The sequence below is a fragment of the Streptomyces sp. NPDC096205 genome (assembly GCF_044763135.1).
GTDB lineage: Bacteria > Actinomycetota > Actinomycetes > Streptomycetales > Streptomycetaceae > Streptomyces.
Window position 1 is genome coordinate 552,050 of record NZ_JBIWFS010000003.1, and the last position, 26,730, is coordinate 578,779.

Below are 26,730 nucleotides of genomic sequence, written 5' to 3' on the forward strand. Positions count from 1 at the left end.
GAGGTGCGTCAGACGGTGAAGAGCAGCAGAAGGGTGCCGACGAACATGAAGAGACCGAGGCCGCCGGAGAGGAGCATCGGCAGCACCATGACCTTGCGGCTGAGGATGAACTTCCGCTCGTGGCCGACGAAGGGGTCACCGGGGTCGTAGACGACCTCGACCTCTTCGCCCCGGTACTCGCGGTGGGCGTAGGCGAGGGGCCGGCCGGTGAGGTCGGAGAACCGGTAGACGTGCATCCCGTCGACGAAGCCGTCGTACCGGGCGATCACCGCGATGCCGTCCCGGCGCAGCCGCCAGGCCGAGGTGCCGAACGGGACGGTCCGGATCGCGATGACGCCCAGACCGCCGCTGCAGAAGGCGCCCATCCAGATCAGGACGGACAGCGCGGGATCCTCCGCGCTGACGATCACGGTCTCCACGACATGCACCAGCAGAAAGGCGAGCGTCCCCACCCATATCCACCGCCGCTTCCTGAGCCGCGCATGCTCGGCACGGACGGTCCGCACGGTCACCAGGGCCGATCCGTCCACGACCGCGCCACCCTGCCGGGCCTGAGGCAGAGCAGCACCCACAGCGCCGGCGAACGCCTCGGCAGCGGCCTCACCGATGCCCTCGACCCGATGGACGACCGCCCGACCCCCTTGCGGCCCCCACAGCCGGACCTCGACGGCCCGTCCCTCTCCCCGCACCGACTCCACCGCCTCCAGCGGTATGTGGTGCTCCTGATCCTTCCGGCTCAGCACCAGCGCCGAGCCGTCGAACCGAAGGGAGGTCTTCTTACGGCCCCGCAACACAGGCACGGACGGCGGCATGATCGACATGGCGCGATCGTAGAGGTCCGGTGAGGGATCGGGGGAGGGCCGTGTATCGCACCCCCTGGCCGACTCCACCCCCTGGCCAGGTCCCACCCCCCGGCCAGGCCCCGCCCCCTGGTCAGGCCCCGCCCCCTGGTCAGGCCCCGCCCCCTGGTCAGGCCCCACCCGCCGGTCAGACCCCGCCCCCTGGTCAGACCCCGCCCCCGCGCGTTAGCGTCCGAGCATGTCAGGCCCTGGTGAGCTCGCCTTCGATCCCTGGGACGCGGAGTTCCTCGCGGACCCGTACCCCGCCTACGCCGAGTTGCGGGAGAGGGGCCGGGTGCTGCACTACGCGCCCACCGGGCAGTGGCTCGTGCCGCGGCACGCGGATGTGTCGGCGCTGCTGCGGGACAGGCGGCTCGGGCGGACGTACCAGCACCGCTTCACGCACGAGGAGTTCGGGCGGAGCGCGCCCGCGCCGGAGCACGAGCCGTTCCACACGCTGAACGACCACGGGATGCTGGATCTGGAGCCGCCGGACCACACGCGGATCAGGCGGCTGGTGTCCAAGGCGTTCACCCCGCGCACCGTGGAGCAGCTCAGGCCGTACGTCGAGCAGCTGGCCGGTGAGCTGGTGGAGCGGCTGGTCCGCCGAGGCGGCGGTGATCTGCTCACGGACGTCGCCGAGCCGCTGCCTGTGGCGGTCATCGCACAGATGCTGGGCGTGCCCGAGGCGGACCGCGCCCCGCTGCGGCCCTGGTCGGCGGACATCTGCGGGATGTACGAGCTGAACCCGTCGCAGGAGGTTGCGGCGAAGGCCGTACGGGCGTCGGTCGAGTTCTCGGACTACCTGCGCGAGCTGATCGCCCAGCGGCGCAAGGAGCCCGGCGACGACCTCGTCTCCGGGCTCATCGCGGCCCACGACGAGGGCGACCGGCTCACCGAGCAGGAGGTGATCTCGACCTGCGTGCTGCTGCTGAACGCGGGGCACGAGGCCACGGTGAACGCCACGGTCAACGGCTGGTACGCGCTGTTCCGCAACCCTGAGCAGCTTGCCGCCCTGCGCGCCGACCACTCCCTCGTCCCGGCGGCGATCGAGGAGCTGATGCGCTACGACACCCCGCTCCAGCTCTTCGAGCGCTGGGTGCTCGACGACATCGAGATCGACGGCGTCGTCGTCCCGCGCGGTGCCGAGCTCGCCCTGCTCTTCGGGTCCGCCAACCACGACCCGGCCGTCTTCGCCGACCCCGGGCGGCTCGACTTGACCCGCGCGGACAACCCGCACATCTCCTTCAGCGCCGGCATCCACTACTGCATCGGCGCCCCGCTGGCCCGTATCGAGCTGGCCACTTCCATGCGGGCCCTGCTGGAGCGCGCCCCGACCCTGCGCATGGCCGCGGAGCCGGAGCGCAAGCCGAACTTCGTCATCCGGGGACTGGAAGGGCTCACCGTCGAGGTCGCCTGACCCGGGAGGCCCTAACCACTCACCACATCCCTGCGCCGCAGCCCCGCCAGCCCCGCGGCCACCAGCACCACCGCGAGCGCGGTCAGCGCCGCCACCGGCCCCCAGGCCATCTCCCCGCCCGGCAGCTTGGGCAGATGGCCGAAGGGGGAGAGGTCCATGACCGCCTGGGGGACGTCGAGGGCCGGGCCGATCCAGCCGAGCAGCAGCACCGCCCCGGCCACGCCCCACGCGGCCGTCGCGGCCCGCGGGGAGAGCCCGTACAGCAGCACGGCCAGCCCGCCCACGACCCAGATCGCGGGGAGCTGGACGAGGCAGCCGGCCACGACCGCGCCCGTGTCCGAGCCGTGTCCGAGGGCCAGGCCCACGCCCGCCAGCAGCAGGAGCAGGGCGCTGCCGCCAAAGGCGATCACCAGGTGCCCCGCCGCCCAGCGCAGCCGGCCCACCGCGGCGGCCAGTACGGGCTCGGCCCGGCCGGAGGTCTCCTCGCCGTGCGGGCGCAGCACGGACGCGACGACGTAGAGGGAGGCGACCAGCCCGAAGAAGCCGGCCATCGCCGCGAGGAAGGAGTCCGTCAGCGCCGACGGGCCGCCCAACCGCTGGAAGATCTCGCGCGCCCGGTCGTTGTCGCCGACCAGGTCGGCGGCGCCGTCGGCCATCGCGCCGTAGACGATCCCGGCGAGCAGGAAGGCGACGCTCCAGCCCAGTACGGCGCCCCGCTGGAGCCGCCAGGCCAGCGCGCCGGCCGTGCCGAGGCGCCCGGCGGCCGGTCCGGGCCGGGTGGGCAGGAAGCTCATCCCGACATCGCGGCGCCCGGCGAGCTCGTACGCCACCATGCCCTGGAGCAGGGCCGCCCCCGCGAACAGCAGCAGCACCCACCAGCGCTCACCGGCGTACGGCCGCAGGTTCTCCAGCCAGCCGATCGGGGAGAGCCAGGTCAGCGGTGAGGAGCCGTCGTCGGTCGCCGAGTCGCCCGCCGCGCGCAGCACGAACGCGGCCCCCAGCACCGCCGCCGTGAGCCCGCGCGCCAGCCGTGCGCTCTCGGTGAGCTGGGCGACGATCGCCGCCAGGGTCGCGAAGACCATGCCGAGACCCGCGATCCCGAGCCCGAACGCGAGCGCCCCGCTGCCGCCCTGCGACCACAGCCCTACGACGATCAGCAGCGCGAGTACGGCATTGGCGGCGGCCGCGGTCAGCAGGGCGGCCGTCAGCGGGGCGCGCCGGCCGACCATCGCGGACGAGATCAGCTCCTGCCGTCCGCTCTCCTCCTCGTCCCGGGTGTGCCGTACGACGAGCAGCAGGCTCATCACGGCCGCCAGCGCACCGGCGTACACGCCGACCCGCCATACGGTCAGGGCGCCGTACGAGTCGTCGAACACCGGCCCGATCATCGCCCGCAGCGAGGCGTTGGTCTCCAGCTGCCGCAGCAGGTCGGCGCGTTCGGCGGCGGTGCCGTAGAGGCCCTTGAGGGTGTTCGGCATGGACAGGACCATCAGCGCGTTCACGCCGGCCCAGACCGGGATCGTCACCCGGTCGCGGCGCAGGGCGAACCGCAGCAGCGTGCCGGTCCCGGCCAGCGGACGCGCACCGGCGGTCCGGGCGGCGAAGGCGACGGCGGTCATCGCGCGGCCCCGCTGAAATCGTCCTGGTAGTGACGCAGGAACAGCTCCTCCAGCGTCGGCGGCGTCGACGTCAGCGCCCGCACCCCGGACTCACCGAGCGAGCGCAGTACGGCGTCCAGACCGTCGGCGTCGACCTGGAGCCGCACCCGGTTGCCCTGGACGTCGAGGTCGTGCACGCCGGGCAGCCGCGAGAGCCCGTTGGGCGGGCCGGCCAGCTCGGCGGTGACGCTGGTGCGGGTCAGATGCCGCAGCTCGGCCAGCGAGCCGGTCTCGACCGTACGGCCCTTGCGGATGATGCTCACCCGGTCGCACAGCTCCTCCACCTCGCTGAGGATGTGGGACGACAGCAGGACCGTCCGCCCGCGCTCCCGCGCCTCTACGACGCACCGCTGGAAGACCTCCTCCATCAGCGGGTCGAGTCCCGAGGTCGGCTCGTCCAGGACGAGCAGCTCCACGTCGGAGGCGAAGGCGGCGACCAGGGCGACCTTCTGCCGGTTGCCCTTGGAGTAGGTGCGGCCCTTCTTGGTCGGGTCCAGTTCGAAGCGGTCGATCAGCTCGTCGCGCCGGCGCCGGTCGAGCCCGCCGCGCAGGCGGCCGTAGAGGTCGATGACCTCGCCGCCGGAGAGGTTGCGCCACAGGGTGACGTCGCCGGGGACGTACGCGAGGTGCCGGTGCAGGTCGACCGCGTCCGCCCAGGGGTCGCGGCCCAGCACCTGGGCGGCACCGGAGTCGGCGCGCAGCAGGCCGAGCAGGACGCGGATGGTCGTGGACTTGCCTGCGCCGTTCGGGCCGAGGAAGCCGTGCACCTCGCCGGCCTCCACCTGGAGGTCGAGGCCGTCGAGCGCGTGGGTGCCGCCGAAGGACTTGTGGAGTCCGGAGACGGTGATGGCGTTCGTCATGGTCCGAACGTACGCTTCTTTCAGAAATTTGTGAAGTTAAGGAAGCTCGTGAAGGGCCGGTAAGGTGGCTGCATGACGCACTCAAGGGACGCGGAGGCCGTGTCGAGGTTCGTCGAGTCCTTCGCGGCGCAGCTCGTCGAGGCCGGAATGCCCCGGATGCCCGCCCGGGTCTTCGGCGCGCTGCTCGCCTCGGACAACGGCATGCTGACCTCGGCGGAACTGGGCGAACAGCTGCGGATCAGCCCTGCCGCGGTGTCCGGTGCGGTGCGGTATCTCGCGCAGGTCCACATGGTCTCGCGCGAGCGGGAGCCGGGGTCTCGGCGTGAGCGGTACCGGGTGCATGCCGACCAGTGGTACGAGGCCCTGACCAATCGCGAGGCGATCCTCAAGCGCTGGGAGGACGCCCTGCGCGACGGCGTCACGAGCCTCGGCCCCGACACGCCCGCCGGCCGCCGCATCGCCGAGACACTCGCCTTCTTCGAGTTCATCGAGGGCGAGCTCGCGGCCATGATGGAGCGCTGGCGGGCCCACAAGGAGAAGACCTTCGGCCCAGCCCCCACCACCTGACCGACTCCGGCTTCCCCGCCGTCTCGCCGCTGCGCGGCCTTCTCCCACCCCCGCACCGCCCGTGACAGCCGGCCAAGAGGCTCGGCTCTCCTTCTGTGGTTGCTCGCCGTCGGCGGCTGCCCCGCCGTGGTGGTCTCGCTGGTTGTCGCATACGCCCCGCAGCCGGAACCGCGGCGTCGGTGCGGCCGCCCACCGGCAGGAGCGGGGCGTGGGGGTGCGGCGCAGCCCGGCGCTCAGCTGGTTACCACCCAAGTTCGACGCGTAGATGCCCTAGGGGCCAGACCCACGCCGGGCTCGCCGCGCCCCCACGCCCCCGAACCACCCACCGGTACAGGCAGCGCCCACCGGCCGCGAGGCGGCCCACCGGCGGCAGCGACGACCCCGCACGGCCCGAAAGCCACCCACCGGCGAGGACCCCGCCCACCGGCACAAGGCATCCCGACCGAGAGCCCCGACCACCCGCAGGAGCACCACCCGCCGCCCCTCACCCCGGCACGCGCAACCCCAGCGCCCCCTCCCACACCGTCCACGTACGGCTCCGCACCGGCCCGGACACCACCGCGTCCGCGCGATAGCGGAAGTCGGCGCCGGAGACCGTCACGCGGTGCCCGGACGCGCGCAGGGGGGCCGCTGCCGCGCCGACGGACACCGGGCGGACCTCCACCTCGGCGGCTCCGGCCGAGGGCGTGACGGAGACTTCGCGGACCGGCTGGTCCAGGTCGACCAGGGTGACCCCGTCGACCTCGACCCGCAGACGGGAGGGTCCGCCGGGAGGCACGACGAGGTCCGGTACGCGGGACGGCCGGGCCGTGCCCAGCGTGCGCACCAGCGAGCGGGCCGATCGCAGCCAGGGCACCCGCCCACCCGCCTCGGACCCCCCGATCGCCGTAGGCACCCCCACCGCCGGCACCGGAGGAATCCGCAGCGCGCCCAGGACCACCCCGTCGCTGTCGTCGACGAGCAGGTCGAGCCGCCGCTCGACCCCGTCCAGGACGGCCCGGGCGGCCGCCACCGCGCCGGTGGGGATTCCGAGGGACCCGGCGAGGGTCAGCATCGCCCCGACCGGCACGACCGACAGGGCACATTCGGCCAGCTCCCGCTGCCGGTGCAGCAGGGACACCGCGCGCACCAGGGCGCGGTCGTCGCCGACGACGACCGGCCGGCGCGAGCCGCGGCGCGCCAGGGCGCGGGCGAATTCGTCCGGCCCGTCCGGCAGGCACACCTTGGTCGCGGCACCCGCGCTGAGCACGTCTTTCGCGATCCGTACGGACTCTCCGTCCATCCTCCGAGCGGCTGGATCGATCACCACGAGCAGCTGATCGGATGTCGCGAAAGTCGCCACCTCGGCCATGCCTCGCTTCCTCGGGTAGCATCTTTGTGCAAGAGCCCCTTGCGCTATTGCGCCAGGGGCTTCGTCTATTCCGGGGCATCCGGGTCCGACGGGTTGCGGCCGACGAAGGCCGCCGGTGTACGACGCACAGCCGTGTCGCGTACGCCCCTGACCTTGGACATGCCCCGCCCGGAAGGGGTGTACGCGCGTGCCCGCACTTGTGCTGCTCGGTGCTCAGTGGGGTGACGAGGGTAAAGGGAAGGCCACCGACCTGCTCGGCGGATCCGTCGACTACGTGGTTCGCTATCAGGGCGGCAACAACGCCGGCCACACGGTCGTCGTGGGCGATCAGAAGTACGCCCTCCACCTTCTCCCCTCCGGAATCCTGTCCCCGGGGTGTACCCCGGTCATCGGCAACGGCGTCGTCGTCGATCCCTCGGTCCTGCTCTCCGAGCTGAGCGGGCTGAACGACCGCGGCGTCGACACGTCCAAGCTCCTCATCAGCGGTAACGCGCACATCATCACGCCGTACAACGTCACCGTCGACAAGGTGACGGAACGCTTCCTCGGCAAGCGCAAGATCGGCACGACCGGCCGCGGCATCGGTCCGACCTACGCCGACAAGATCAACCGCGTCGGGATCCGGGTCCAGGACCTGTACGACGAGTCGATCCTGGAGCAGAAGGTCGAGGCGGCGCTCGACGTCAAGAACCAGCTGCTGACCAAGCTGTACAACCGCCGCGCGATCGCGGTGGAGCAGGTCGTCGAGGAGCTGCTGGGCTACGCGGAGAAGCTCGCGCCGTACGTCGCCGACACGGTGCTGGTCCTGAACCAGGCCCTGGAGGACGACAAGGTCGTGCTCTTCGAGGGCGGCCAGGGCACGCTGCTGGACATCGACCACGGCACGTACCCCTTCGTCACCTCCAGCAACCCCACCGCGGGCGGCGCCTGCACCGGTGCCGGTGTGGGTCCGACGAAGATCAGCCGGGTCATCGGCATCCTCAAGGCGTACACCACGCGTGTCGGCGCCGGTCCGTTCCCGACCGAGCTGTTCGACGAGGACGGCGAGGCGCTGCGCCGCATCGGCGGTGAGCGCGGTGTCACCACCGGCCGTGACCGTCGCTGCGGCTGGTTCGACGCGGTGATCGCCCGGTACGCCACCCGCGTCAACGGCCTCACCGACTTCTTCCTCACCAAGCTCGACGTCCTCACCGGCTGGGAGCAGATCCCGGTCTGCGTGGCGTACGAGATCGACGGCAAGCGCGTCGAGGAACTGCCGTACTCGCAGACCGACTTCCACCACGCGAAGCCGGTCTACGAGATGCTGCCGGGCTGGAGCGAGGACATCAGCAAGGCGAAGTCCTTCTCCGACCTGCCGAAGAACGCGCAGAGCTACGTCAAGGCGCTGGAGGAGATGTCGGGCGCCCCGATCTCCGCGATCGGCGTGGGTCCGGGCCGGGACGAGACGATCGAGATCAACTCGTTCCTGTAAACCCGTAAACCCCGTACCAAGAACAAGCGCGTCCCGAAAAAAACGGGCGCCTCCGGCAGCGGAGGCGCCCGTTCGGCGTTGGAATCGAAGTATGACCCAACGCGGGGTGCGGTGCAGTGGACCGTACGGCGGTGAGGTCGACGAGACCGAGTGCGGCGAGCCGGCCCGTTTCGAGGTGCTCCGCTACCGGCGCGGCCCCCTGCATCTGTGCCCCGTTCATCTGGGCCCGGGTCTCCTGCTGGCCACCGGCGTGCTGTGGCCCCCGGACATCCGTCTCATCGCATGAGCCGCTCCCCGGGAGGAGCGACAGGCGAACCGGACATACCGGGCCTAGGCTGAAAGGGTAGGTGCGTCGGCCGGGAGAAGGTGAATGCGATGCGTCTGCTCGTCAAGGCGAACGTGGACACGGAGCGCAGCAACGAGACGATCCGCAACGGCAAGATGCCGGAGCTCATCAAGTCCACCCTGGAGCGGATCAAGCCCGAAGCGGTCTACTTCGGGCCGTTGGACGGGCACCGGACCATTCTGATGGTCGTCGATCTGCCGGACAGCTCGCAGATCCCGCCGACACTCGACCAGTTGTTCACCGACCTCAACGCGTACATCGAGGTCACGCCGGTCATGAATCTGGAGGAGCTGCAGAAGGGCTTGTCGCAGCTCGCCGGCTGACGGCTCAGCTGAACACGATCATCGAGCCCTGCGCCAGACTCCGCGTGGCCGCCGCGTGCAGCCCCAGCCACACATGCCGCTCGCGCGCGAACGGGCTTGCGTCGTAGGGCGCGGGTACGGCCGGCTCCTCCAAGTCGGTGGGCCAGGGCGGGGGTTCGGGCGCGGCCGGGGGGTTGGCCGGGTCGATGCCGATGGCCGGGGCGATCAGCTCCAGCTCGCGCAGCAGGGCGTGGGAGGAGCCCAACGGGCCGCCGCCGGCCAGCATCTCGTCGTCGGAGAGCGGGTGGGGGAAGTCGACGGGGACGTACGCGCCCGCGTGGTCGTAGTGCCACACCAGGTGCGACTGCTGGGCCGTCGTCTCGAACATCTCCAGCAACTGCTCGTAGTCGCCGCCGAGTTCGTCCACCGGCGTCACCGGCAGCCCGCACATCTGCAGCAGGTACACGCGGCGCAGGAAGTGCAGCGCGTCGTAGTCGAAGCCGGCCACCGGGCCGACCTCGCCGGACAGCCCTGGCATGTACTGGTACACCGGCACCGGCGGGAGCCCGGCCTCGGCGAGCACCCGGTCGTATTGCGCGAGTTCCTCGGCGAACGGGTTGTCCGGGGTGTGGCACAACACGTCGACGAGAGGTACCAGCCACAGGTCACAGGCCAAAGGAGGCTCCTCGCAAGGTCGGGTCGGCGCTCGACGGCACAGCGGTCAGGGCAGCGTAATCGGTGCGGTGCACGGATGGTTCCCCAGATGCACCGGCTCAGTCCGACTCTGTCCAGCTCGGCTCAGCCCGCGAGAACCCCGGCGCCCCTCACTCCTCGCCCAGTTTCTCGATCAGGGCCAGCGCATGCGCGTTGTACGCGGCCACGACCGCGCGCGCGGTGTCGGTGTCGCGCCGGGCGAGGGCGTCGACCAGTTCGGTGTGCCCGGCCCACAGCCGGCCGCGCAGGTCGGGCAGCCGGCGCAGCCGCTGCACCGCGCAGACCCAGGACTGCACGCGCAGCCGGTGCAGGAAGTCGGCGAGGTAGACATTGCCGTACAGGGAGCTCAACTCCCGCCAGAAGCGCAGGTCGTAGCCGATCAGCACGGTGAGGTCACCGGCGGTCGCGGCCCGCTGGGCCTCCTCGCCGCGGCGCCGTACCCCGGCGAGGGCGGCGGCGGTGCGCGGGTCGTCGGGGTCGCGGAAGCCCTGGTGGCCCTTGCCGAGGGCGTGGAACATGCCGTCGGTGACGAGGGTGCGGGCCTCGACGAGCCCGCGGAAGTCGGCGACCGAGTACTCCCGGACCTTGAAGCCCCGGTGCTGGTCGGCCTCCAGCAGGCCCTGCGCGGTCAGGTCGACCAGCGCCTCGCGCACCGGGGTCGCGGAGACGCCGTACTGGTCGGCGATCTCCTTGACCGTGAAGGCCTGTCCCGGCTGCAGCCGCCCCGCCAGCACCTCGTCCCGAAGGGCGTCCGCGATCTGCTGCCGCAGGGTGCTGCGCGTCACGGCCCCGTTGCCGCTGCTGCCGGGCATGGTTCGGACTGTCTCCCTCGTGACATGGAAAGTGGCGTGCGCGTGTCCGTACAGGAGTACGTCCACGAGCACGCCACCTTACGCGTTACGGGCGAAAAGAGACTCAGCCCTGCTCGGTGTGCTCGTCGGCCACGCTCAGCGCGGCGTCGAGCACGGCGAGGCCCTCCTTCAGCTCGGCCTCGGTGACGTTGCACGGCGGCACGACATGGGTGCGGTTCATGTTCACGAAGGGCCACACCCCGCCGGCCTTCATGGCGGCGGTGAACGCGGCCATCGGGGCATTGGCCTCACCGGCCGCGTTGTACGGCACCAGCGGCTCGCGGGTCTCCTGGTTCTTCACCAGCTCGATCGCCCAGAACATGCCGAGGCCGCGGACCTCGCCGACGCTTCTGTGCCGCTCGGCCAGCTCGCGCAGGGCCGGCTCCAGGACCGTCGTACCGAGCTGGGCGGCGTTGTCGACGACGCCCTCCTCGGCCATGACCTGGATCGTCGCGACGGCGGCGGCGCAGGCCAGCGGGTGCCCGGAGTAGGTGAGGCCGCCGGGGTAGGGGCGCTTGCCGAAGGTGTCGGCGATCTCCGCGGAGATGGCGACGCCGCCGAGCGGGACATATCCGCTGTTCACACCCTTGGCGAAGGTCATCAGGTCGGGAACGACGCCGAAGTGGTCGGCGGCGAACCACTCGCCGGTGCGGCCGAAGCCGGCCATGACCTCGTCGAGGACGAGGACGATGCCGTACTTGTCGCAGATCTCGCGTACCCCGGCGAGATAGCCGGGCGGCGGCACCATGATCCCGGCCGTGCCGGGCACGGTCTCCAGGATGATCGCGGCGATGGTCGCGGGCCCCTCGAAGGCGATCGTCGTCTCCAGGTGCTCCAGCGCCCGCGCACACTCCTGCTCCTCCGTCTCGGCGTAGAAGCGGGAGCGGTAGAGGAAGGGCGCCCAGAAGTGCACGACGCCGGCCGAGCCGCTGTCGTTGGCCCAGCGGCGCGGGTCGCCGGTGATGTTGACGGCCTGCTGGGTGCCGCCGTGGTACGAGCGGTACGCCGAGAGCACCTTGGGGCGGCCCGTGTGCAGCCGGGCCATGCGCACCGCGTGCTCGACGGCGTCGGCGCCGCCGTTGGTGAAGAAGATCTTGTCCAGGTCGCCGGGGGTCCGCTCGGCGATCAGCCGCGCGGCCTCCGAACGGGCCTCGATCGCGAAGGCCGGCGCGAAGGTGGTCATCCGCGCGGCCTGCTCCTGGATCGCGGCGACGACCTTGGGGTGCTGGTAGCCGACGTTCGTGTAGACGAGCCCGCTGGTGAAGTCGAGGTATCGCTTGCCGTCGTAGTCCCAGAAGTACGAGCCCTCCGCGCCGGCGACGGCGAGCGGGTCGATGAGTTCCTGCGCTGACCAGGAGTGGAAGACATGCGCGCGGTCCGCGGCCTTCACTGCGGCGCCGGCTTCGGGATGGGGCTGAGGGGTCATGCGGGCGAGCGTAGATGTCCGCGATGCGGAATCGGTATCGGCGTCCTGTCTGTGGACGGGGGCTTTCCACGACAGGTTGTCGAGGCATGCGATTGATTGACAGAAGACTGTCGCAGTGACAGCATGCTGTCATAGCGAGATCGAGGTACGGCCCGGAGGAGGACCCCATGAGCACCACCGTCCGCAAGCCCGTGCACCACGCCGTCTACGACACCTACGCCGACTGGGAGACCGGGCACGCCACCGCCTACCTGGCCCGTGCCGGCCACGAGATCCGCACGGTCGGCCCGGCGGCCGGGCGGCCCGTCCGCAGCATCGGCGGACTGCGCGTCACGCCCGACCTGGCCCTGGACGACGTACGACCGCAGGACAGCAGCCTGCTGATCCTTCCGGGCGCCGATCTGTGGGACACGTCCGACGACCTGGCGCCCTTCGCCCGCAAGGCGCGCGAGTTCCTCGATGCCGGTGTGCCCGTCGCCGCGATCTGCGGTGCCACCGCGGGGCTCGCCCGCGAGGGCCTGCTCGACGACCGGGCCCACACCAGCGCGGTCTCCTTCTATCTCGCCGCGACGGGATATGCCGGCGGCGGACGGTACGTCGACACGGACGCCGTCACCGACGGCCGCCTGATCACGGCCGGCCCGACCGAGCCCGTCGCCTTCGCCCGGGAGATCCTCGGACTGCTCGGGGTGTACGAGGGTGAGGTGCTGGACGCCTGGTACCGGCTGTTCCACGACTCCGACCCGGAGGCGTACGCGGTGCTGGAGAAGGCGGGGGCGCAGTGAGCCGGGAGCGTCAGGACCTGCTCAGCCGCAGCGCGCTGGGCGTCTTCCGGCTCAACGGGCAGTTCCTCGCGGTCGCCGAGGAACTGGCCCGGCCCGCCGGGCTCACCGCGGCCTGGTGGCAGGTGCTCGGCGCGGTGCTGCCCGAGCCGCTGCCCGTGTCCGGCATCGCACGGGCCATGGGCATCACGCGGCAGAGCGTCCAGCGCATCGCCGACCTGCTGGTCGAGCGGGGGCTCGCCGAGTACCGGCCCAACCCGGCCCACCGCCGCGCCAAGCTGCTCGCGCCGACGGACGCGGGGCTGGCCGCCGTACGCCGTATCGACCCCGGGCACGCGGCGTTCGCCGACCGGCTGGCGGAGGCGTTCGGGGAGGCGGAGCTGGCGCAGGCCGTCGAGGTGCTGGAGCGGCTGTCGAAGATCCTCGACGAGACCGGACCGGCTGTTACGGAACCGTAGACGCCGCCCGGCCATCGCCGCCCGGAGCCGCACTATCGTGGGGCTGTTGTCCAGGTGGTGCCGGGGGAGGGCCTGCGGTGGAGAAGCTCGGGGCGGGGGATCCGATGGGGGTCCCCCCAGGCGTTGAGCACTGGGGGAGGATCGGGGCGTACCGGCTGTTGGCGCGGCTGGGCGCGGGCGGCATGGGGCACGTGTATCTCGCGCGGTCCGACCGCGGGCGCACGGTCGCCGTCAAGCTGGTCAGGCGGGAGCTGGCCGCGCAGGAGGAGTTCCGGGAGCGGTTCCGGCAGGAGGTACGCGCCGCGCAGCAGGTCGGCGGCCACTGGACCGCGCCCGTGCTGGACGCCGACACCGAGGCGGACGTGCCGTGGGTGGCGACCGGGTATGTGGCAGGTCCGAGCCTGCAGCAGGTGGTGGGTCATGACCACGGGGCGCTGCCGGAACGGTCGGTCCGCATCCTCGCCGCCGGTCTCGCGCACGCCCTGAAGGACATCCACGCCGCGGGCATCGTCCACCGCGACCTGAAGCCCTCCAATGTGCTCGTCACCATCGACGGGCCGCGGGTCATCGACTTCGGCATCGCGCGTGCCCTGGAGACGGTGACCGACGCGGGGCTGACCCGGACGGGCGCGCTCATCGGCTCACCCGGCTTCATGGCCCCCGAGCAGGTCCGCGGCGACCGCATCACCCCCGCCTGCGACGTCTTCTGCCTCGGCTCCGTCCTCGCCTACGCCGCCACCGGCTCGCTCCCCTTCGGCGGCGCCGACAGCGGCGTGCACGCCCTGATGTTCCGCATCGCCCAGGAGGAACCCGACCTCGACGGGGTCCCCGAGGGCATCGCCGACCTCGTCCGCGACTGCCTGAAGAAGGACCCCGGCGCCCGGCCGACCCTCGACGCCATCCTGGAGCGCACCGGCGCGGAGGACACCGTCATGGACGGCCGCTCCCGCGACCCCTGGCTGCCGGGCGCCCTGGTCGCCCAACTGGGGCGGCACGCGGTCGGGTTGCTGGAGGTGGAGGACCCGGAGGGCCCGGAACCCGCGCGAGCTGAGACGGGCGCCGGGGCCACGCCCCCGCCCTCACCCTCGCCCTCGCCCTCGCCCTCGCCGGAGCATGCAGCCGTAGCCGACGCCGCCGTGCCGGACGCCTCCGGCGCACCGGCCGGCCCTCCCGCGCCGGGCCTCCCGGGCACGCCGGTGAACCATCTGCCGACCATGGCCGCGGGACAGACCCCGGGACCGACACCGCAGCCGGCGGGACCCCCGCCGCACCCGGCGTACGGCACGCCACCGTCGTACGGCCAACCCCAGCAGGGGTACGGCGGCCACGCATACGGCTATCCGCAGCCGGGGGCGGCCCCGTACGGCGGCCAGGGCCAGTTCTACGGGGGACACACTCCGGCGTACGGAGGCCGGCCCCCCGCCCCCGCCTACGGCCTCGGCCCGACCCTGTACGGCCCCCAGCCCTCCCCGCTCCCCCCGCCCCCGCGTCGCAACGGCCGGGCCACCGCGGCCCTGGTCGCCGTGGCACTGGTCGTCGCACTCGCGGCGGGCGGCTCGGTGTACGCCCTGATGAACGCCGGCGGCGCCGACGCCAAGGCGGGCGGAGACGACCGTACGACGTCCCCGGTCACGCACGCCCCCACGACCCCCGCCGACGACCCGACCCCCTCACCCCCCGAGGACGGCGTGATCCCGGAGGGCTACGTCGGCACCTGGACCGCGTCGATCGACAACGCCGACGGCAGCAACACCAGGGTCCTGACGATCAGCCAGGGCGAGGTGGGCGACCCCGTCCTGTCCCTCGTCGCGGACGGCCCCGCCGGAAGTGGCACCTACCACTGCGTGTTCGAGGCCGCCCTCACCCAGGACCCGGGCGACAGCGGCCCGTTGGAGATCGGCGCCTCCACCGTCACCACCGGCGAACCGGCCTCCTCCTGCTCCCCGGGCGACCCCACCCGCGTCACCCTGGAACCGGACGGCACACTGCGCCGCGTGAACACGGCGACGGGCGAGGAGCTGACGTACACGCGGCAGTGACGCTTCGTGCTGCCGCTCACCTCGGCTCCGGTGGCCTCTGCCGCGGCATGTTCGGACGGGCCGTGCCGCCCGGGGGGAGGGGGAAGCGGCCGTTGAGGGTGCCGGGGTCGGGCGGGCGTACGGCGGTGGGGACGGTGGACTGGATGCCGAGGGGGGCGGAGCCGGTGCGGAACTCGACCATCCAGTCGGCGGTCTCGGCGCGGACCAGCTCGGTGACGTCCTCGCAGAAGCGGCGCAGCACCGCGAGGCAGCGCTCGGCGGCCTCGCCGGCCGTGCCCTCGGTCGGGCCCAGGACCTCCCTGACGCTCTCCGACGCCCAGTCGAACTGGAGGACCTGCAGACGGCGCTGCACGGCCTGCGCGGTGGCGACGTCCCTTATCCAGCCGGAGGTGACGCCGAAGAAGCGGTCGACGGCGACGCAGGCGACGGAGACGAGGAGGGCCAGGTATCCCCAGGGGGCGACGCCGCCCATGACGGCGGTGAGGTCGAGGAGGGGCAGGGCCGCCCCGCCGACCGCGCCGAGGGCCGCACCCGTGCGCAGCGCCCGCGCCCCCCGCCGCTTCCACACCCGGTCGGAGAGGTACCAGGCAGCCGTCTGCAGCGCCCCGTGCTCCACCCACCGGTACAGCTCGTCCAGCCGTTCCGCCGGCTCCGCCCAGTCGCCGTGCGGGAACGCCCGCCCCAGCAGATCACCCGGCCGCAGTGCCGCCGCACCCTCGCCTGCCCCGTCCTGCGGCGGCCCCTCGGGCTGCATCTCCGGCTGACCCACCAGGCACTCCCTACTGATCACGGTCATCACGCTGCGTGATGCGACGGCGCTCGCGTGACCCCTGATGCTGATGCGCCGGACCCTTCCTACCGCCCAATGGGTGGCGAAGTGGAGGGTTTCGCATCCTTTCCGCCCGGAAGTGGGCCTTGATCAGGTATAGGACAGACACTCGGCTCACCCGAAAGAGTGGCGGGGCGATGGCCCCCTCGACCACGTAGGCTCGTGGCGAACGGGAACAAGCCCCCGTCCACAGAGGCGACAGAGGCGACAGAGGAGAACAGATCGTGATCCCCGGTGGCGGCCAGCCCAATATGCAGCAGCTGCTGCAGCAGGCGCAGAAGATGCAGCAGGACCTCGCGCGGGCCCAGGAGGAACTGGCGAACACGGAGGTCGACGGCCAGGCCGGCGGCGGCCTGGTCCAGGCCACCGTCACCGGCTCCGGCGAGCTGCGCGGTCTGAAGATCGACCCGAAGGCGGTGGACCCGGAGGACACCGAGACCCTCGCCGATCTGATCGTCGCGGCCGTCCACGCGGCCAACGAGAACGCCCAGGCCCTCCAGCAGCAGAAGCTCGGCCCGCTCGCCCAGGGCCTCGGCGGCGGCATCCCCGGCCTGCCGTTCTGAGCCGACCGGCCTGCCGTTCCGAGCCGGCCCGCCTGCCTTTCCGAGACGGCCCGCCTGCCTTTCCGAGACGGCCCGCCTGACGGATGAGACGGCCCGCCTTTCGAAGAGGGCCGACGGGCATCTACCGTACGTAGTGAAGGAAAACCAGGAAGGACGGCAGTCCGTTGTACGAAGGCGTGGTCCAGGACCTCATCGACGAACTGGGGCGGCTGCCCGGCGTCGGTCCGAAGAGTGCGCAGCGGATCGCCTTCCACATCCTTCAGGCCGAGCCGACGGACGTACGGCGCCTCGCCCAGGCCCTGATGGAGGTCAAGGCGAAGGTCCGCTTCTGCGCGACCTGCGGCAACGTCGCGCAGGAGGAGCTGTGCAACATCTGCCGTGACTCCCGCCGCGACCCGTCCGTCATCTGCGTGGTCGAGGAGCCCAAGGACGTCGTCGCCATCGAGCGCACACGCGAGTTCCGCGGCCGCTACCACGTCCTCGGCGGCGCGATCAGCCCCATCGAGGGCGTCGGCCCCGACGACCTGCGTATACGAGAACTTCTCGCGCGGTTGGCCGACGGTACGGTCACGGAGCTGATCCTGGCCACGGACCCGAACCTGGAGGGCGAGGCCACGGCCACGTACCTCGCCCGCATGATCAAGCCCATGGGCCTCAAGGTCACCCGCCTGGCCAGCGGCCTCCCGGTGGGTGGCGACCTGGAGTACGCGGACGAGGTGACCCTCGGCCGCGCCTTCGAGGGGAGACGACTGCTAGATGTCTGACGCCACGCTGCATGCGACCGGCCGGAACCCGGACGACTTCGCGGTCCAGATCGCGGACCAGATCGAGAGCTTCCTGGTGGCCGTCACCGAGGTGGCCAAGGGCGACGAGCCGGACTCGGCGGTCCCCTTCCTCCTCCTGGAGGTCTCCCAGCTCCTGCTGGCCGGGGGCCGCCTGGGCGCCCACGAGGACATCGTCCCCGACGAGCGCTACGAGCCCGACCCCGGCCCCGAACCGGACGTGGACGACCTGCGCGAGAACCTCGCCCGTCTCCTCGACCCCGTCGACGTCTACTCCGAGGTCTTCGACCCCTACGAGCCCCGCAAGGCGCCCGTCCCCGGCCGGATCTCCGACGACCTCACCGATGTCATCACCGACCTCCGCCACGGCATGGCCCACTACCGCGCGGGCCGCGTCACCGAGGCGCTGTGGTGGTGGCAGTTCTCCTACTTCTCCAACTGGGGCACGACGGCTTCGGCGACGCTCCGGGCCCTGCACTCGGTCCTCGCCCACGTCCGCCTCAATCAGCCCCTGGAGGAGCTGGACGGCCTCGACACCGACCAGACCATGGGTGACGAGACCCTCGAGTTCGAGGCAGGCCGCGTCATGACGGAGGAGATCGCGGGCCCCCTCGGCCTGAACTCGGCCTCGCAGTAACCACCGGCACGCCGGACGGCGGCTCTCCGCAGGTCAGCCCGAGGCTTGAGCCTCGGGCTTTGTGCTTCGGGCCTCGAGCCTCTCCAATCGGCTTTTCCGGGTTTTGGGATGGGTGAAAACCGACCCAACCAACCAAGCCTGTAGGTGAGTTGAAGCCGCCTACCTCGAAAGAGTGACATTCCGTGATCGGCTTGCGTCGGCGCGTGACGCCGCTCTAGGTTCGCGGCACATAGATCGGCCCCGGTCGGTGCGCCAACACCGGCTCCGGGGCCTGGCCCTACGGATCGACAAGGACTCGATCGTGGCTTACTCGCAGCTTAGCCCTGCCCTGCCGTCCCCGTCCCACCCCATGGCCAAAACGGGTTACGGAAAACGCTCCGCAGGTGACGAAGACCCGCACGCTGAGGCGGACTTCGCACACCTGAGCCCCCGTGACCGGGACATCGCCGTCTTCATCGACCACCTCGAGGACGGCCACGCGATGGGCTACAAGGCCATCGCGGCGGCGCACCCCCGCTACGGCCAGCAGGCCACGCGCGTGTCGATGAAGAGCCTCACCGGCATCGGCCACCTGCGGCACATCCGGGAGCACCTCCAGATCGAGGACAACTCGATGCGGTGGGTGACGCGTACGTACTGGTCGCGCACCCCGAGGACCCCCGAGTGGTGGGCCGACTTCGTACGGGAGCGCAAGGGCAGGGACGTCACCGCGCACTACATGTCGGGCCTTGCCAGGGTCGAGGAGGCGCCGGAGGAGGCCGGCGAGGCGCCGGAACCGGAAGCCCCGCAGACCGCCGAGCCCGCCGAGCCCGCCGAGCCCGCGGAGCCCCAGCCCAGTGCCGCCTACGAGACCCTCGCCGCGGTCCGTACGGCCGACCCGCGCATGCCCCTCTCCCACGGCGACTGCCGCTCGCTCGAAGCCCTCGCCACGGAGTGGCTGGACCGTGGCGCGACGCCGCACGACATCACCAAGGCGCTGACCGACGGGCTGCCGTCGGCCGTGAACAACCCGGGCGGACTCGCCCGCAACCGACTGGAGAACAAGATGCCCCCGAAGAAGGCGAAGGTGCGCCAGACCGCCGGACGCCGTGCCCGTGTGTCCCGCGTGATCCTCGCCTGCGTCACCTGCGACGCCGACGAGCGCACCGAGAAGATCATCGACGGTCTGTGCGGCGAGTGCCGTGAGGAACTGGAACAGGACCTGGCGCAGGAGCAGGCGGAGGGGCCGCCGCCCGGCTACATCCCCGACACCTTCTTCGCCCGGCCCTTCGGCGGGCCGGGGTATCCCGTATGAGCGTGCAGGACGTGCCGGTCCGGGCACCATGGAGTCGAGGAGGCGACGCCATGACCCCCAGGACCGAGCACCGGCCGCAGATGTCCGTCGAGGAGTTCGAGGAACTGGAACGCCATGCCCCGGAGACCGTGCGGCTGGAGTTCATCAGCGGAAGGGTCCAGGTCAAGGCCGTGACGGATGGCAACCACGACCAGATCATCGCTTGGTTGCAACGGCTGTGTATGCAGCATCGCCCGGAACTTTGGCTGTATGGGGACCGTGGGATGAAGGTCGAGGGCTACCGCAAGGGCCGGGCGCGCCCGGACGGGGTGCTCGCGCCGTTCGGATTCCCCAAGGGGCACGGCGAGTGGTCCGAAGCCGAAGGCGTGATCATGGTCGTGGAGGTCACGTCGTACGACTCCGACACACATCAGCGTGACCGAGTTGACAAGCCCGACGCCTACGCCGCCGCTCGCATCCCCGTCTACCTCCTCATCGACCGCGACGACGGCACCGTCACCGTCTTCACCCACCCCGAGGGCGGCCGCTACCGCCAGCAGGTGAACAAGCCGTTCGGCGCCGTCGTGGCGATCCCGGACCCCGTAGGCATCAGCCTGGACACCGAGCCGCTCACCGAATTCTCCGGGAAGTGACCTGGCCCACTTTCGCGAGTGCCTCCCGCAAGGCAGGGCAGAGTCCACTCCGGCGCACCGGAGTCTCACCATGCGATACCGCAGGGGTGAATTTCGGGCGCTCGATAGACTGAGCCGACCCGCAGTACACCGCCGTATCAGCGGGAAAACAGACAGACTGAGCGAGGAGCGCACGTGGGCCTTGTCGTGCAGAAGTACGGAGGCTCCTCCGTAGCCGATGCCGAGGGCATCAAGCGCGTCGCCAAGCGGATCGTGGAAGCCAAGAAGAACGGCCACCAGGTGGTCGCCGTGGTTTCCGCGATGGGCGACACGACGGACGAGCTGATCGATCTCGCCGAGCAGGTATCTCCGATTCCTGCCGGACGCGAGCTCGACATGCTGCTGACCGCCGGAGAGCGGATCTCCATGGCCCTGCTGGCGATGGCGATCAAAAACCTGGGCCACAGCGCCCAGAGCTTCACCGGTAGCCAGGCAGGTGTCATCACCGACTCGGTCCACAACAAAGCGCGGATCATCGACGTCACGCCGGGCCGGATCCGGGACTCGCTGAACGAGGGCAACATCGCCATCGTCGCGGGCTTCCAGGGCGTCAGCCAGGACACCAAGGACATCACCACGCTGGGGCGCGGCGGTTCCGACACCACCGCGGTGGCGCTCGCCGCCGCCCTCGACGCCGAGGTGTGCGAGATCTACACCGACGTCGACGGTGTGTTCACCGCCGACCCGCGTGTGGTGAAGAAGGCCCGGAAGATCGACTGGATCTCCTCCGAGGACATGCTGGAGCTCGCCGCGTCCGGCTCCAAGGTGCTGCTGCACCGCTGCGTGGAATACGCGCGCCGTTACAACATCCCGATCCACGTCCGCTCGTCCTTCTCCGGACTGCGCGGTACGTGGGTCAGCAACGAGAAGCCCGAAGGGGACGCTCAGGTGGAGCACGCCATCATTTCCGGAGTCGCTCACGACGTCTCCGAAGCCAAGGTCACGGTCGTCGGCGTCCCGGACAAGCCGGGCGAGGCCGCGGCGATCTTCCGCACGATCTCCGACGCCGAGATCAACATCGACATGATCGTGCAGAACGTGTCCGCCGCCGCCACCGGTCTGACGGACATCTCGTTCACGCTGCCCAAGACCGAGGGCCGCAAGGCCATCGACGCCCTGGAGAAGTCCAGGGCGGGCATCGGCTTCGAGTCGCTCCGCTACGACGACCAGATCGGGAAGATCTCGCTGGTGGGCGCGGGGATGAAGACCAACCCCGGCGTCACCGCCGACTTCTTCACCGCCCTGTCGGACGCGGGCGTGAACATCGAGCTCATCTCGACCTCCGAGATCCGCATCTCGGTCGTCACGCGGGCCGACGACGTCAACGAGGCCGTGCGCGCCGTGCACACCGCCTTCGGGCTCGACTCCGACAGCGACGAGGCCGTCGTTTACGGAGGCACCGGGCGATGACCGGTCGACCGACGCTCGCGGTCGTGGGAGCGACCGGGGCCGTCGGCACGGTCATGCTCCAGATCCTGTCCCACCGCAAGGACGTCTGGGGCGAGATCCGACTCGTCGCCTCCCCGCGCTCGGCCGGCCGCAAGCTGGCCGTGCGCGGGCAGGAGACCGAGGTCGTGGCCCTGTCGGAGGAGGCCTTCGACGGGGTCGACGTCGCCATGTTCGACGTCCCGGACGACGTCGCCGCCCAGTGGGCGCCCGTCGCCGCCTCGCGCGGGGTCGTCGTCGTCGACAACTCCGCCGCCTTCCGGCTGGACCCCGATGTGCCGCTGGTCGTGCCCGAGGTCAATCCGCACGCCGTACGGATGCGGCCGCGCGGGATCGTCGCGAACCCCAACTGCACGACGCTGTCCATGATCGTCGCGCTGGGCGCGCTGCACGCCGAGTTCGGGCTGCGTGAGCTGGTCGTCTCCTCGTACCAGGCGGTCAGCGGTGCGGGGCGGGCCGGCGTGGAGACGCTGCGGCGGCAGATCGCCCTGGTCGCGGGTACGGAGCTGGGGACCGGCCCCGGTGACGTACGGCGGGCCGTCGGTGACGACACCGGGCCGTTCCCGGAGCCGGTGGCGCTGAACGTCGTGCCGTGGGCCGGGTCGCTGCGTGAGGACGGATGGTCCTCGGAGGAGATGAAGGTGCGGGACGAGTCCCGCAAGATCCTCGGGCTGCCCAAGCTGCCGGTCGCCGTGACCTGTGTGCGCGTGCCGGTCGTCACCACCCACTCGTTGACCGTCCATGCGCGTTTCCAGGACGAGGTCACCGTGGCGCGGGCGCGTGAGATCCTCGCCACCGCCCCAGGTGTCGTGCTGTTCGACAACCCGGCCGCCGGGGAGTTCCCGACACCCGCCGACGTGGTCGGAACCGACCCCACCTGGGTCGGACGGGTGCGGCGGGCGCTGGACGACCCCACCGCGCTGGAGCTGTTCGTGTGCGGGGACAACCTGCGCAAGGGCGCGGCCCTCAACACCGCGCAGATCGCCGAACTCGTCGCGGCGGAGCTCTCCGCCTAGAGCCGCAGGAGCTCTCCGCGGAGAGCCGCGGAAGCTCTCCGTGTAGAGCGGCGGAAGCTCTCCGCGTAGAGCGGCGGTGTTCTCGTCAGTCACGCGTGAACCCGCAAACCCTGTGGACCCACTGTGTTCGATTTGTAGGATCTGCGTAAGGCACGTGATCCGAATGATGTCCGGACCACTTGATCCGGATCCCGGTGGCGTCCGAAGATTTCCTCCCCGCCCTCCGCAACCACGCGGAGGGCGGGGGGCGTCTATGCGGTCGCCCTTCCGGGGTGCAAGCGCATTCATCCAGGCGTGGGGACGCCATGAGCGGGCGCGGGGACGGTCGCTCACAGGGGACATAGGGGAAGAGCGGGACGCATGAGGGCTTCTGAGGCTCCGTCGGCGGTCGTGCCTGACGCGAGAACCGCGAGAACCGCGAAAACCGTGAGAATCGGGACAACACGGTCGGGCGGACCGTCCGGCGTAAAAGTGACGCCCGGCACGTACAACCCCCGAGGGGGGAAGCGTGTCCAACTGGCGTGGCAGAGGTACTCGACTTCAGCGTGGCCCCGCGCGGCACGGCCCTTCGGCCGCCCGTCCGGCGGCCCCAGCGCCCCCGTGGCGCGCCCGGCGGCATGCCGGTGATCGCCCCCATGCCCGCAGCGAGGCCCGCCCGCATTCCCAGCCAGCGTGACGGCGCCGACGAGGCCGTGGTCGGCACCACCGTCGACCACCTCACCGAGACCTACCGCGCTCACTACCGTTCGCTGCTGGGTCTTGCAGCGCTTCTCCTCGACGACACCGCCTCCTGCGAGGACGTCGTGCAGGAGGCCTTCATCCGCGTCCACTCCGCGCGCAAGCGCGTCCGCGACCCGGAGAAGACCCTCGCCTATCTACGGCAGACGGTCGTCAACCTCTCCCGCTCGGCCCTGCGCCGCCGCATCCTCGGCCTGAAGCTGCTCTCCAAGCCGATGCCGGACATGGCGAGCGCGGAGGAGGGGGCGTACGACTCGCTGGAGCGCCGCGACCTCATCAAGGCGATGAAGGGCCTGCAGCGCCGCCAGCGCGAGGTGCTGGTGCTGCGCTACTTCGCCGACATGACCGAGGCGCAGGTCGCCGAGACGCTGGGGATCTCCCTGGGCTCGGTCAAGGCCTACGGCTCGCGCGGCATCGCGGCGCTGCGGATCGCCATGGAGGCGGCGGCGAAATGAGCGAGCACCACGAGGGCGACGTCCCGCGCCGGGGAGCGGACGACGCCGGGAAGCAACAGCCGAACCAACCGCACGCTGGGAACGGAAACGTGAACGACAGCCCCGACGAACGCAGCCCCGAAGGGCTCGGCTCGGACGAGCTGGCACTGCGCCGCCTGCTGCACGACGCGGTGCACGACGTGGAGCCGCGCGACGGCACACTGGACCACCTGCGCCGGGCGGTGCCCGCGCGCCGGGCCCGTAAGCGGCAGGCCGCCGTCGGCATGGCGGCCGCCGCGCTGTTCCTCGGTACGGCCGTCCCCGCGCTGGTGCACGTCACCGGCACCACCGGCCCGAACGCCGACCCCTCCATCGCCGGCCACGGCTCGGCCGCCCAGGGCGGCACGAGCCAGGGCAAGGGCGAGAACGGCGGCCGGACCGCGGGCGGCACCGAGCAGGGCGGCACCGGAGGCGGCGGTCAGGGCGGCGACAAGCCCGCGGACCCCGACAAGGGCGACTCCGAGGGCACCGGCACCGGCGGCACCACGAACCCGTCCGGGGGCGCCTCGGCCGGTGAGGCGGCCTGCAGCGCCGAGCAGCTCTCCGTCAGCGGCAGCACCGGCGCCCCGGACTCCATGGGCGCGGTCTACGGCAGCTTCCGCGTCACCAACGTCTCCGCGGACGGCTGCACCATTGTCGGCTCCGGCGAGGTGACGCCCTACCCGCTGGGCACCACCGACCCCGCCCGGATCAGCCTCGCGCGCCATGTCGCCGGGGACGCGGCGGTCGGCCTGCCCGACCCCTCCCTGGAGCGGCACGAGATCGTCCTGGTGCCGGGAGCGGCGTACGAGGTGAAGTTCGCCTGGGTGCCGTCCGACACCTGCTCCACCGACGGCGGCACCGGCAGCGGAGGCACCGGCACGGGCGGCGGCGACAGCGGGGGCACCAGCGGCGGTGACACCGGCGGCACCACCAGCGGCGGCGAGACCGGCGGCGCCACCCCGACGCCGACCCCGACGCCCACCGACGCCACCACCGGCACCACCGACGGCGGCACGGAGACCGGCGAGGACACCGGCATGACCACGCAGCTCGTCACCGAGGACGGCGCGGCCGACAGCGGTGTCACCGTGACCTACACCAGCGAGCTGGGCGCGCCGAGCGCCAGCCTGTCGGTGCTGCCCGCGTGCGCCGGGACGGTGTACCGGACGGGGATGATCCCCCAGTAGCGGCTAGGGCCTGTCTTCCGGATCATGCCGGCGTCGCGGGGCCTGGCACGCACTGCAGCTGCACGCACCAGCCCCCGTTCGACTCGGCCAGGAGGCGGAAGCGCCTCGCAGCCGGCCTGATCCAAACGACAGGCCCTAGCGGACCGCGTAGTCGGAGGAGGCGGCCGGGTCCCGGTCCTCCTCCGGCACCAGGCCCATCTCCGCGTCGCGGGCCAGCTCCACCTCGCGGCGCAGCAGCCGGAACCACATGAAGACGACGAAACCCGCGAAGACGAACCACTCGCCGGTGTAGCCCAGGTTCTGGAACGCCTTCAGGTCCAGTCCGGTCTGCGCCGCCGCCTGCGCGGGCACGGCCTTCATGCCGGAGTCGCCCTTGTTGAGGGTGACGAAGGCGTCCTCGACGCCGTACGGCACCAGGTTGACCAGCGAGGCCGAGCTGATGGCGCCGGTCTGGCCCGCCGGCAGGCCGCCGCGGGCGCTGACGCCGTTGTCGCCGGGCGTCTCGGAGGCCTGGAGCGCGCCGGTGACGGTGACCTCGCCGGCCGGCGGGGCCGGGGCCTTCGCCGGGTCGGGGGTGCCGGGCAGCCAGCCGCGCACCACGGGCAGGGCCTTGCCGTGGTCCTGCCGCAGGAGCGTGAGGACGTAGTAGCCGGGCCTGCCGTCCAGCTCGCGGTCGGGGACCAGCAGCTGGTCGGCGTAGCGGCCGGTGGCGGTGGTCTGTGCGCCGGAGGTCGCCTTGTCCACCGGCAGCAGCTGCGCCAGCGGGCGCGCGGCCTGCCGCCGGTCCGCCGAGGCGCGCTCGTCCGCGGAGCGGTGGCTGTCCATCCGCTCCTCGAACCGGCCCAGCTGCCAGGACCCCATGAACACGCAGAAGGGGATGGCGAGCAGCACGAAGACGTTGATGCCCCACCAGCGGGGCGTCAGCAGGAACCGGTACACGCCTTCCACGGTACGGGGCCGGGGTGCGTGTCCGGGGCGCGGGGTGGGTCCTCCTGGCGGTCCCACGCGACCGGGTCCTGCGTTCCTACGACGTGACGCAGCAGCCCACGAAGTCCTGGACCACCGCGTCCGTGTCGGCGTGGGGCGGCCGGGCGACGGCCACCCGGGTGGGGCCGACGCCGGTCAGCGGGCGGTAGGCGATGCCGGGGCGGGCGTAGTAGCGGGCGGCGGACTCGGGGGCCAGGGCGATGCCGTGGCCGTTCGCGATGGCGGTGAGCCAGTCGTCGGGGTGCTCGGTGACCGCGCCGATCCGCGGGGGCCGGCCCGCGCGCTCGTCGGTGGCCAGCCAGTGGTCGCGCCAGGCGCCCGTCTGCGCGGGGGCGGCGACGAACGGCTCGTCCAGCAGCTCGGAGAAGTCGATCACTTCGCGGGCGGCGAGCGGGTGCGACTCGGCGAGCGCGACGACCCTCGGCTCGGCGAACAGCTCGGTCACCCGCAGGGCCTCCTGGCCGGGGAACGGCAGCCGCACCAGCGCCACGTCGGTGTCGCCCGAGTCCAGGCCCGCCGTGGGGTCCGCCCAGGAGGACTGGCGCATCTCCACCCGCCAGTCGGGGCGCAGCCGGGAGAACGCGGCGACGATCCGCGGGGTCGCCTCGTTGGCGGCGCTGGCCAGGAAGCCGACCCGCAGGATCTTCGCCTGGGCACGGGCCGCCCGGCGGGTGTCGGCGAGCGTCCGGTCCCAGTCGGCCAGCAGCGCGGGCGCCTGTGCGGCCAGCACCCGCCCTGCCTCCGTGAGGGCCATCCCTGAGCGGGAGCGGGTGAACAGTGCCGTCCCGAGCAGCGTCTCCAGCTGGCGGATCTGCTTGGTCAGGGCGGGCTGGGAGACGTAGAGCCGACGGGCGGCGTGCGTGAGGCTGCCCTCCTCGGCGACGGCGACGAAGGAGCGCAACAGACGGGTGTCCACATCCATTCCGCCAGGTTATGGAAGCAGGTATTGGACGGGGTGCCGGCGGCGCGCGGAGGCTGAGGGCGAAGCCGAGGGAACCGAGAGAGCCGAGAGAGCCGAGA

The 26,730-nt window shown here is 71.8% G+C and carries 27 protein-coding genes; 17 read left to right on the top strand and 10 right to left on the bottom strand.

The annotated features are described in order from the left end of the window. Window positions 1-8: 8 nt before the first annotated feature. Window positions 9-821: a hypothetical protein gene (locus ACIQ6Y_RS14830; protein ID WP_404037599.1), complete on the bottom strand. Its 813-nt coding sequence runs from the start codon at window positions 819-821 to the stop codon at window positions 9-11. A 217-nt stretch (window positions 822-1,038) separates the two neighbouring features. Here ACIQ6Y_RS14830 and ACIQ6Y_RS14835 point away from each other — a divergent pair, with 217 nt between their 5' ends. Beyond that, complete coding sequence (locus ACIQ6Y_RS14835) at window positions 1,039-2,259, top strand: cytochrome P450 (RefSeq protein WP_404037602.1); 1,221 nt, start codon at window positions 1,039-1,041, stop codon at window positions 2,257-2,259. A gap of 11 nt (window positions 2,260-2,270) precedes the next feature. Here the strand turns inward: ACIQ6Y_RS14835 and ACIQ6Y_RS14840 are convergent, their stop codons facing one another. Next, window positions 2,271-3,878, bottom strand: a complete 1,608-nt coding sequence (locus tag ACIQ6Y_RS14840) for an ABC transporter permease (RefSeq protein WP_404037604.1) — start codon at window positions 3,876-3,878, stop codon at window positions 2,271-2,273. Further along, a complete protein-coding gene (locus ACIQ6Y_RS14845; RefSeq protein ID WP_404037607.1) occupies window positions 3,875-4,777 on the bottom strand; it encodes an ATP-binding cassette domain-containing protein in 903 nt (300 codons plus the stop codon). Before ACIQ6Y_RS14845 ends, ACIQ6Y_RS14840 begins: the two co-directional genes overlap by 4 nt. Before the next feature lie 72 nt (window positions 4,778-4,849). Between ACIQ6Y_RS14845 and ACIQ6Y_RS14850 the strand changes: the two genes are divergently transcribed. Then, window positions 4,850-5,344 (top strand): GbsR/MarR family transcriptional regulator, encoded by a 495-nt coding sequence (locus ACIQ6Y_RS14850; protein WP_404037610.1) that lies wholly within the window; start codon window positions 4,850-4,852, stop codon window positions 5,342-5,344. 484 nt (window positions 5,345-5,828) lie between these two features. Here ACIQ6Y_RS14850 and ACIQ6Y_RS14855 read toward each other — a convergent pair whose 3' ends face one another. Then, the gene (locus tag ACIQ6Y_RS14855) at window positions 5,829-6,695 is read right to left on the bottom strand and encodes a diacylglycerol kinase (protein ID WP_404037613.1); all 867 of its coding nucleotides are present in this window, start codon (window positions 6,693-6,695) and stop codon (window positions 5,829-5,831) included. Window positions 6,696-6,882: 187 nt separating this feature from the next. Between ACIQ6Y_RS14855 and ACIQ6Y_RS14860 the strand changes: the two genes are divergently transcribed. From ACIQ6Y_RS14860 to ACIQ6Y_RS14870, 3 genes are all read left to right on the top strand, one after another. Next, entirely contained in the window at window positions 6,883-8,166 is a 1,284-nt protein-coding gene (locus tag ACIQ6Y_RS14860; RefSeq protein ID WP_404037616.1) for an adenylosuccinate synthase, read from the top strand. A gap of 91 nt (window positions 8,167-8,257) precedes the next feature. Then, window positions 8,258-8,452, top strand: a complete 195-nt coding sequence (locus ACIQ6Y_RS14865) for a hypothetical protein (RefSeq protein ID WP_404037619.1) — start codon at window positions 8,258-8,260, stop codon at window positions 8,450-8,452. An 89-nt stretch (window positions 8,453-8,541) separates the two neighbouring features. Beyond that, window positions 8,542-8,835, top strand: a complete 294-nt coding sequence (locus ACIQ6Y_RS14870; protein ID WP_404037622.1) for a hypothetical protein — start codon at window positions 8,542-8,544, stop codon at window positions 8,833-8,835. Between the two features lie 4 nt (window positions 8,836-8,839). Here ACIQ6Y_RS14870 and ACIQ6Y_RS14875 read toward each other — a convergent pair whose 3' ends face one another. From ACIQ6Y_RS14875 to ACIQ6Y_RS14885, 3 genes are all read right to left on the bottom strand, one after another. Next, window positions 8,840-9,490: a hypothetical protein gene (locus tag ACIQ6Y_RS14875; protein ID WP_404037624.1), complete on the bottom strand. Its 651-nt coding sequence runs from the start codon at window positions 9,488-9,490 to the stop codon at window positions 8,840-8,842. Between the two features lie 148 nt (window positions 9,491-9,638). After that, complete coding sequence (locus tag ACIQ6Y_RS14880; RefSeq protein ID WP_404037627.1) at window positions 9,639-10,340, bottom strand: GntR family transcriptional regulator; 702 nt, start codon at window positions 10,338-10,340, stop codon at window positions 9,639-9,641. A 103-nt stretch (window positions 10,341-10,443) separates the two neighbouring features. Beyond that, entirely contained in the window at window positions 10,444-11,805 is a 1,362-nt protein-coding gene (locus ACIQ6Y_RS14885) for an aspartate aminotransferase family protein (RefSeq protein ID WP_404037630.1), read from the bottom strand. Between the two features lie 167 nt (window positions 11,806-11,972). Between ACIQ6Y_RS14885 and ACIQ6Y_RS14890 the strand changes: the two genes are divergently transcribed. From ACIQ6Y_RS14890 to ACIQ6Y_RS14900, 3 genes are all read left to right on the top strand, one after another. Continuing rightward, on the top strand, window positions 11,973-12,590 hold the full coding sequence (locus tag ACIQ6Y_RS14890) for a DJ-1/PfpI family protein (RefSeq protein WP_404037633.1): 618 nt from the start codon (window positions 11,973-11,975) through the stop codon (window positions 12,588-12,590). Continuing rightward, complete coding sequence (locus tag ACIQ6Y_RS14895; RefSeq protein WP_404037636.1) at window positions 12,587-13,045, top strand: MarR family winged helix-turn-helix transcriptional regulator; 459 nt, start codon at window positions 12,587-12,589, stop codon at window positions 13,043-13,045. The genes ACIQ6Y_RS14890 and ACIQ6Y_RS14895 overlap by 4 nt, the downstream gene beginning before the upstream one ends. Window positions 13,046-13,122: 77 nt before the next feature. Further along, a complete protein-coding gene (locus ACIQ6Y_RS14900; protein ID WP_404037639.1) occupies window positions 13,123-15,084 on the top strand; it encodes a serine/threonine-protein kinase in 1,962 nt (653 codons plus the stop codon). Window positions 15,085-15,100: 16 nt separating this feature from the next. On the opposite strand, the gene ACIQ6Y_RS14905 is transcribed toward ACIQ6Y_RS14900, so the two are convergent. Further along, entirely contained in the window at window positions 15,101-15,853 is a 753-nt protein-coding gene (locus ACIQ6Y_RS14905) for an SLATT domain-containing protein (protein WP_404037642.1), read from the bottom strand. 284 nt (window positions 15,854-16,137) lie between these two features. Here ACIQ6Y_RS14905 and ACIQ6Y_RS14910 point away from each other — a divergent pair, with 284 nt between their 5' ends. The 9 genes from ACIQ6Y_RS14910 to ACIQ6Y_RS14950 all read left to right on the top strand — a co-directional run bounded on the left by ACIQ6Y_RS14910 (window position 16,138) and on the right by ACIQ6Y_RS14950 (window position 24,723). After that, window positions 16,138-16,476 carry a YbaB/EbfC family nucleoid-associated protein gene (locus tag ACIQ6Y_RS14910; RefSeq protein ID WP_404037644.1) on the top strand — a complete coding sequence of 113 codons (339 nt, stop codon included), beginning with the start codon at window positions 16,138-16,140 and terminating at the stop codon, window positions 16,474-16,476. 164 nt (window positions 16,477-16,640) lie between these two features. After that, on the top strand, window positions 16,641-17,240 hold the full coding sequence (recR, locus tag ACIQ6Y_RS14915) for a recombination mediator RecR (protein WP_099930378.1): 600 nt from the start codon (window positions 16,641-16,643) through the stop codon (window positions 17,238-17,240). Next, window positions 17,233-17,895 (top strand): DUF5063 domain-containing protein, encoded by a 663-nt coding sequence (locus ACIQ6Y_RS14920; RefSeq protein WP_404037647.1) that lies wholly within the window; start codon window positions 17,233-17,235, stop codon window positions 17,893-17,895. Before recR ends, ACIQ6Y_RS14920 begins: the two co-directional genes overlap by 8 nt. Window positions 17,896-18,244: 349 nt before the next feature. Next, window positions 18,245-19,189, top strand: coding sequence for a hypothetical protein (locus tag ACIQ6Y_RS14925; protein WP_404037650.1), 945 nt, complete (start codon window positions 18,245-18,247; stop codon window positions 19,187-19,189). Between the two features lie 50 nt (window positions 19,190-19,239). Beyond that, window positions 19,240-19,821: a Uma2 family endonuclease gene (locus ACIQ6Y_RS14930; protein ID WP_404037653.1), complete on the top strand. Its 582-nt coding sequence runs from the start codon at window positions 19,240-19,242 to the stop codon at window positions 19,819-19,821. Between the two features lie 174 nt (window positions 19,822-19,995). Then, a complete protein-coding gene (locus tag ACIQ6Y_RS14935) occupies window positions 19,996-21,270 on the top strand; it encodes an aspartate kinase (protein ID WP_404037656.1) in 1,275 nt (424 codons plus the stop codon). Beyond that, a complete protein-coding gene (locus tag ACIQ6Y_RS14940) occupies window positions 21,267-22,322 on the top strand; it encodes an aspartate-semialdehyde dehydrogenase (protein ID WP_404037659.1) in 1,056 nt (351 codons plus the stop codon). Before ACIQ6Y_RS14935 ends, ACIQ6Y_RS14940 begins: the two co-directional genes overlap by 4 nt. A 521-nt stretch (window positions 22,323-22,843) precedes the next feature. Continuing rightward, complete coding sequence (locus ACIQ6Y_RS14945; protein WP_404037662.1) at window positions 22,844-23,515, top strand: SigE family RNA polymerase sigma factor; 672 nt, start codon at window positions 22,844-22,846, stop codon at window positions 23,513-23,515. 89 nt (window positions 23,516-23,604) lie between these two features. Further along, window positions 23,605-24,723 (top strand): hypothetical protein, encoded by a 1,119-nt coding sequence (locus ACIQ6Y_RS14950; RefSeq protein ID WP_404037665.1) that lies wholly within the window; start codon window positions 23,605-23,607, stop codon window positions 24,721-24,723. Between the two features lie 135 nt (window positions 24,724-24,858). On the opposite strand, the gene ACIQ6Y_RS14955 is transcribed toward ACIQ6Y_RS14950, so the two are convergent. Beyond that, window positions 24,859-25,662 (bottom strand): SURF1 family protein, encoded by an 804-nt coding sequence (locus tag ACIQ6Y_RS14955; RefSeq protein ID WP_404037668.1) that lies wholly within the window; start codon window positions 25,660-25,662, stop codon window positions 24,859-24,861. 85 nt (window positions 25,663-25,747) lie between these two features. Then, on the bottom strand, window positions 25,748-26,632 hold the full coding sequence (locus tag ACIQ6Y_RS14960) for a LysR family transcriptional regulator (protein ID WP_404037671.1): 885 nt from the start codon (window positions 26,630-26,632) through the stop codon (window positions 25,748-25,750). Between the last annotated feature and the right edge of the window lie 98 nt (window positions 26,633-26,730).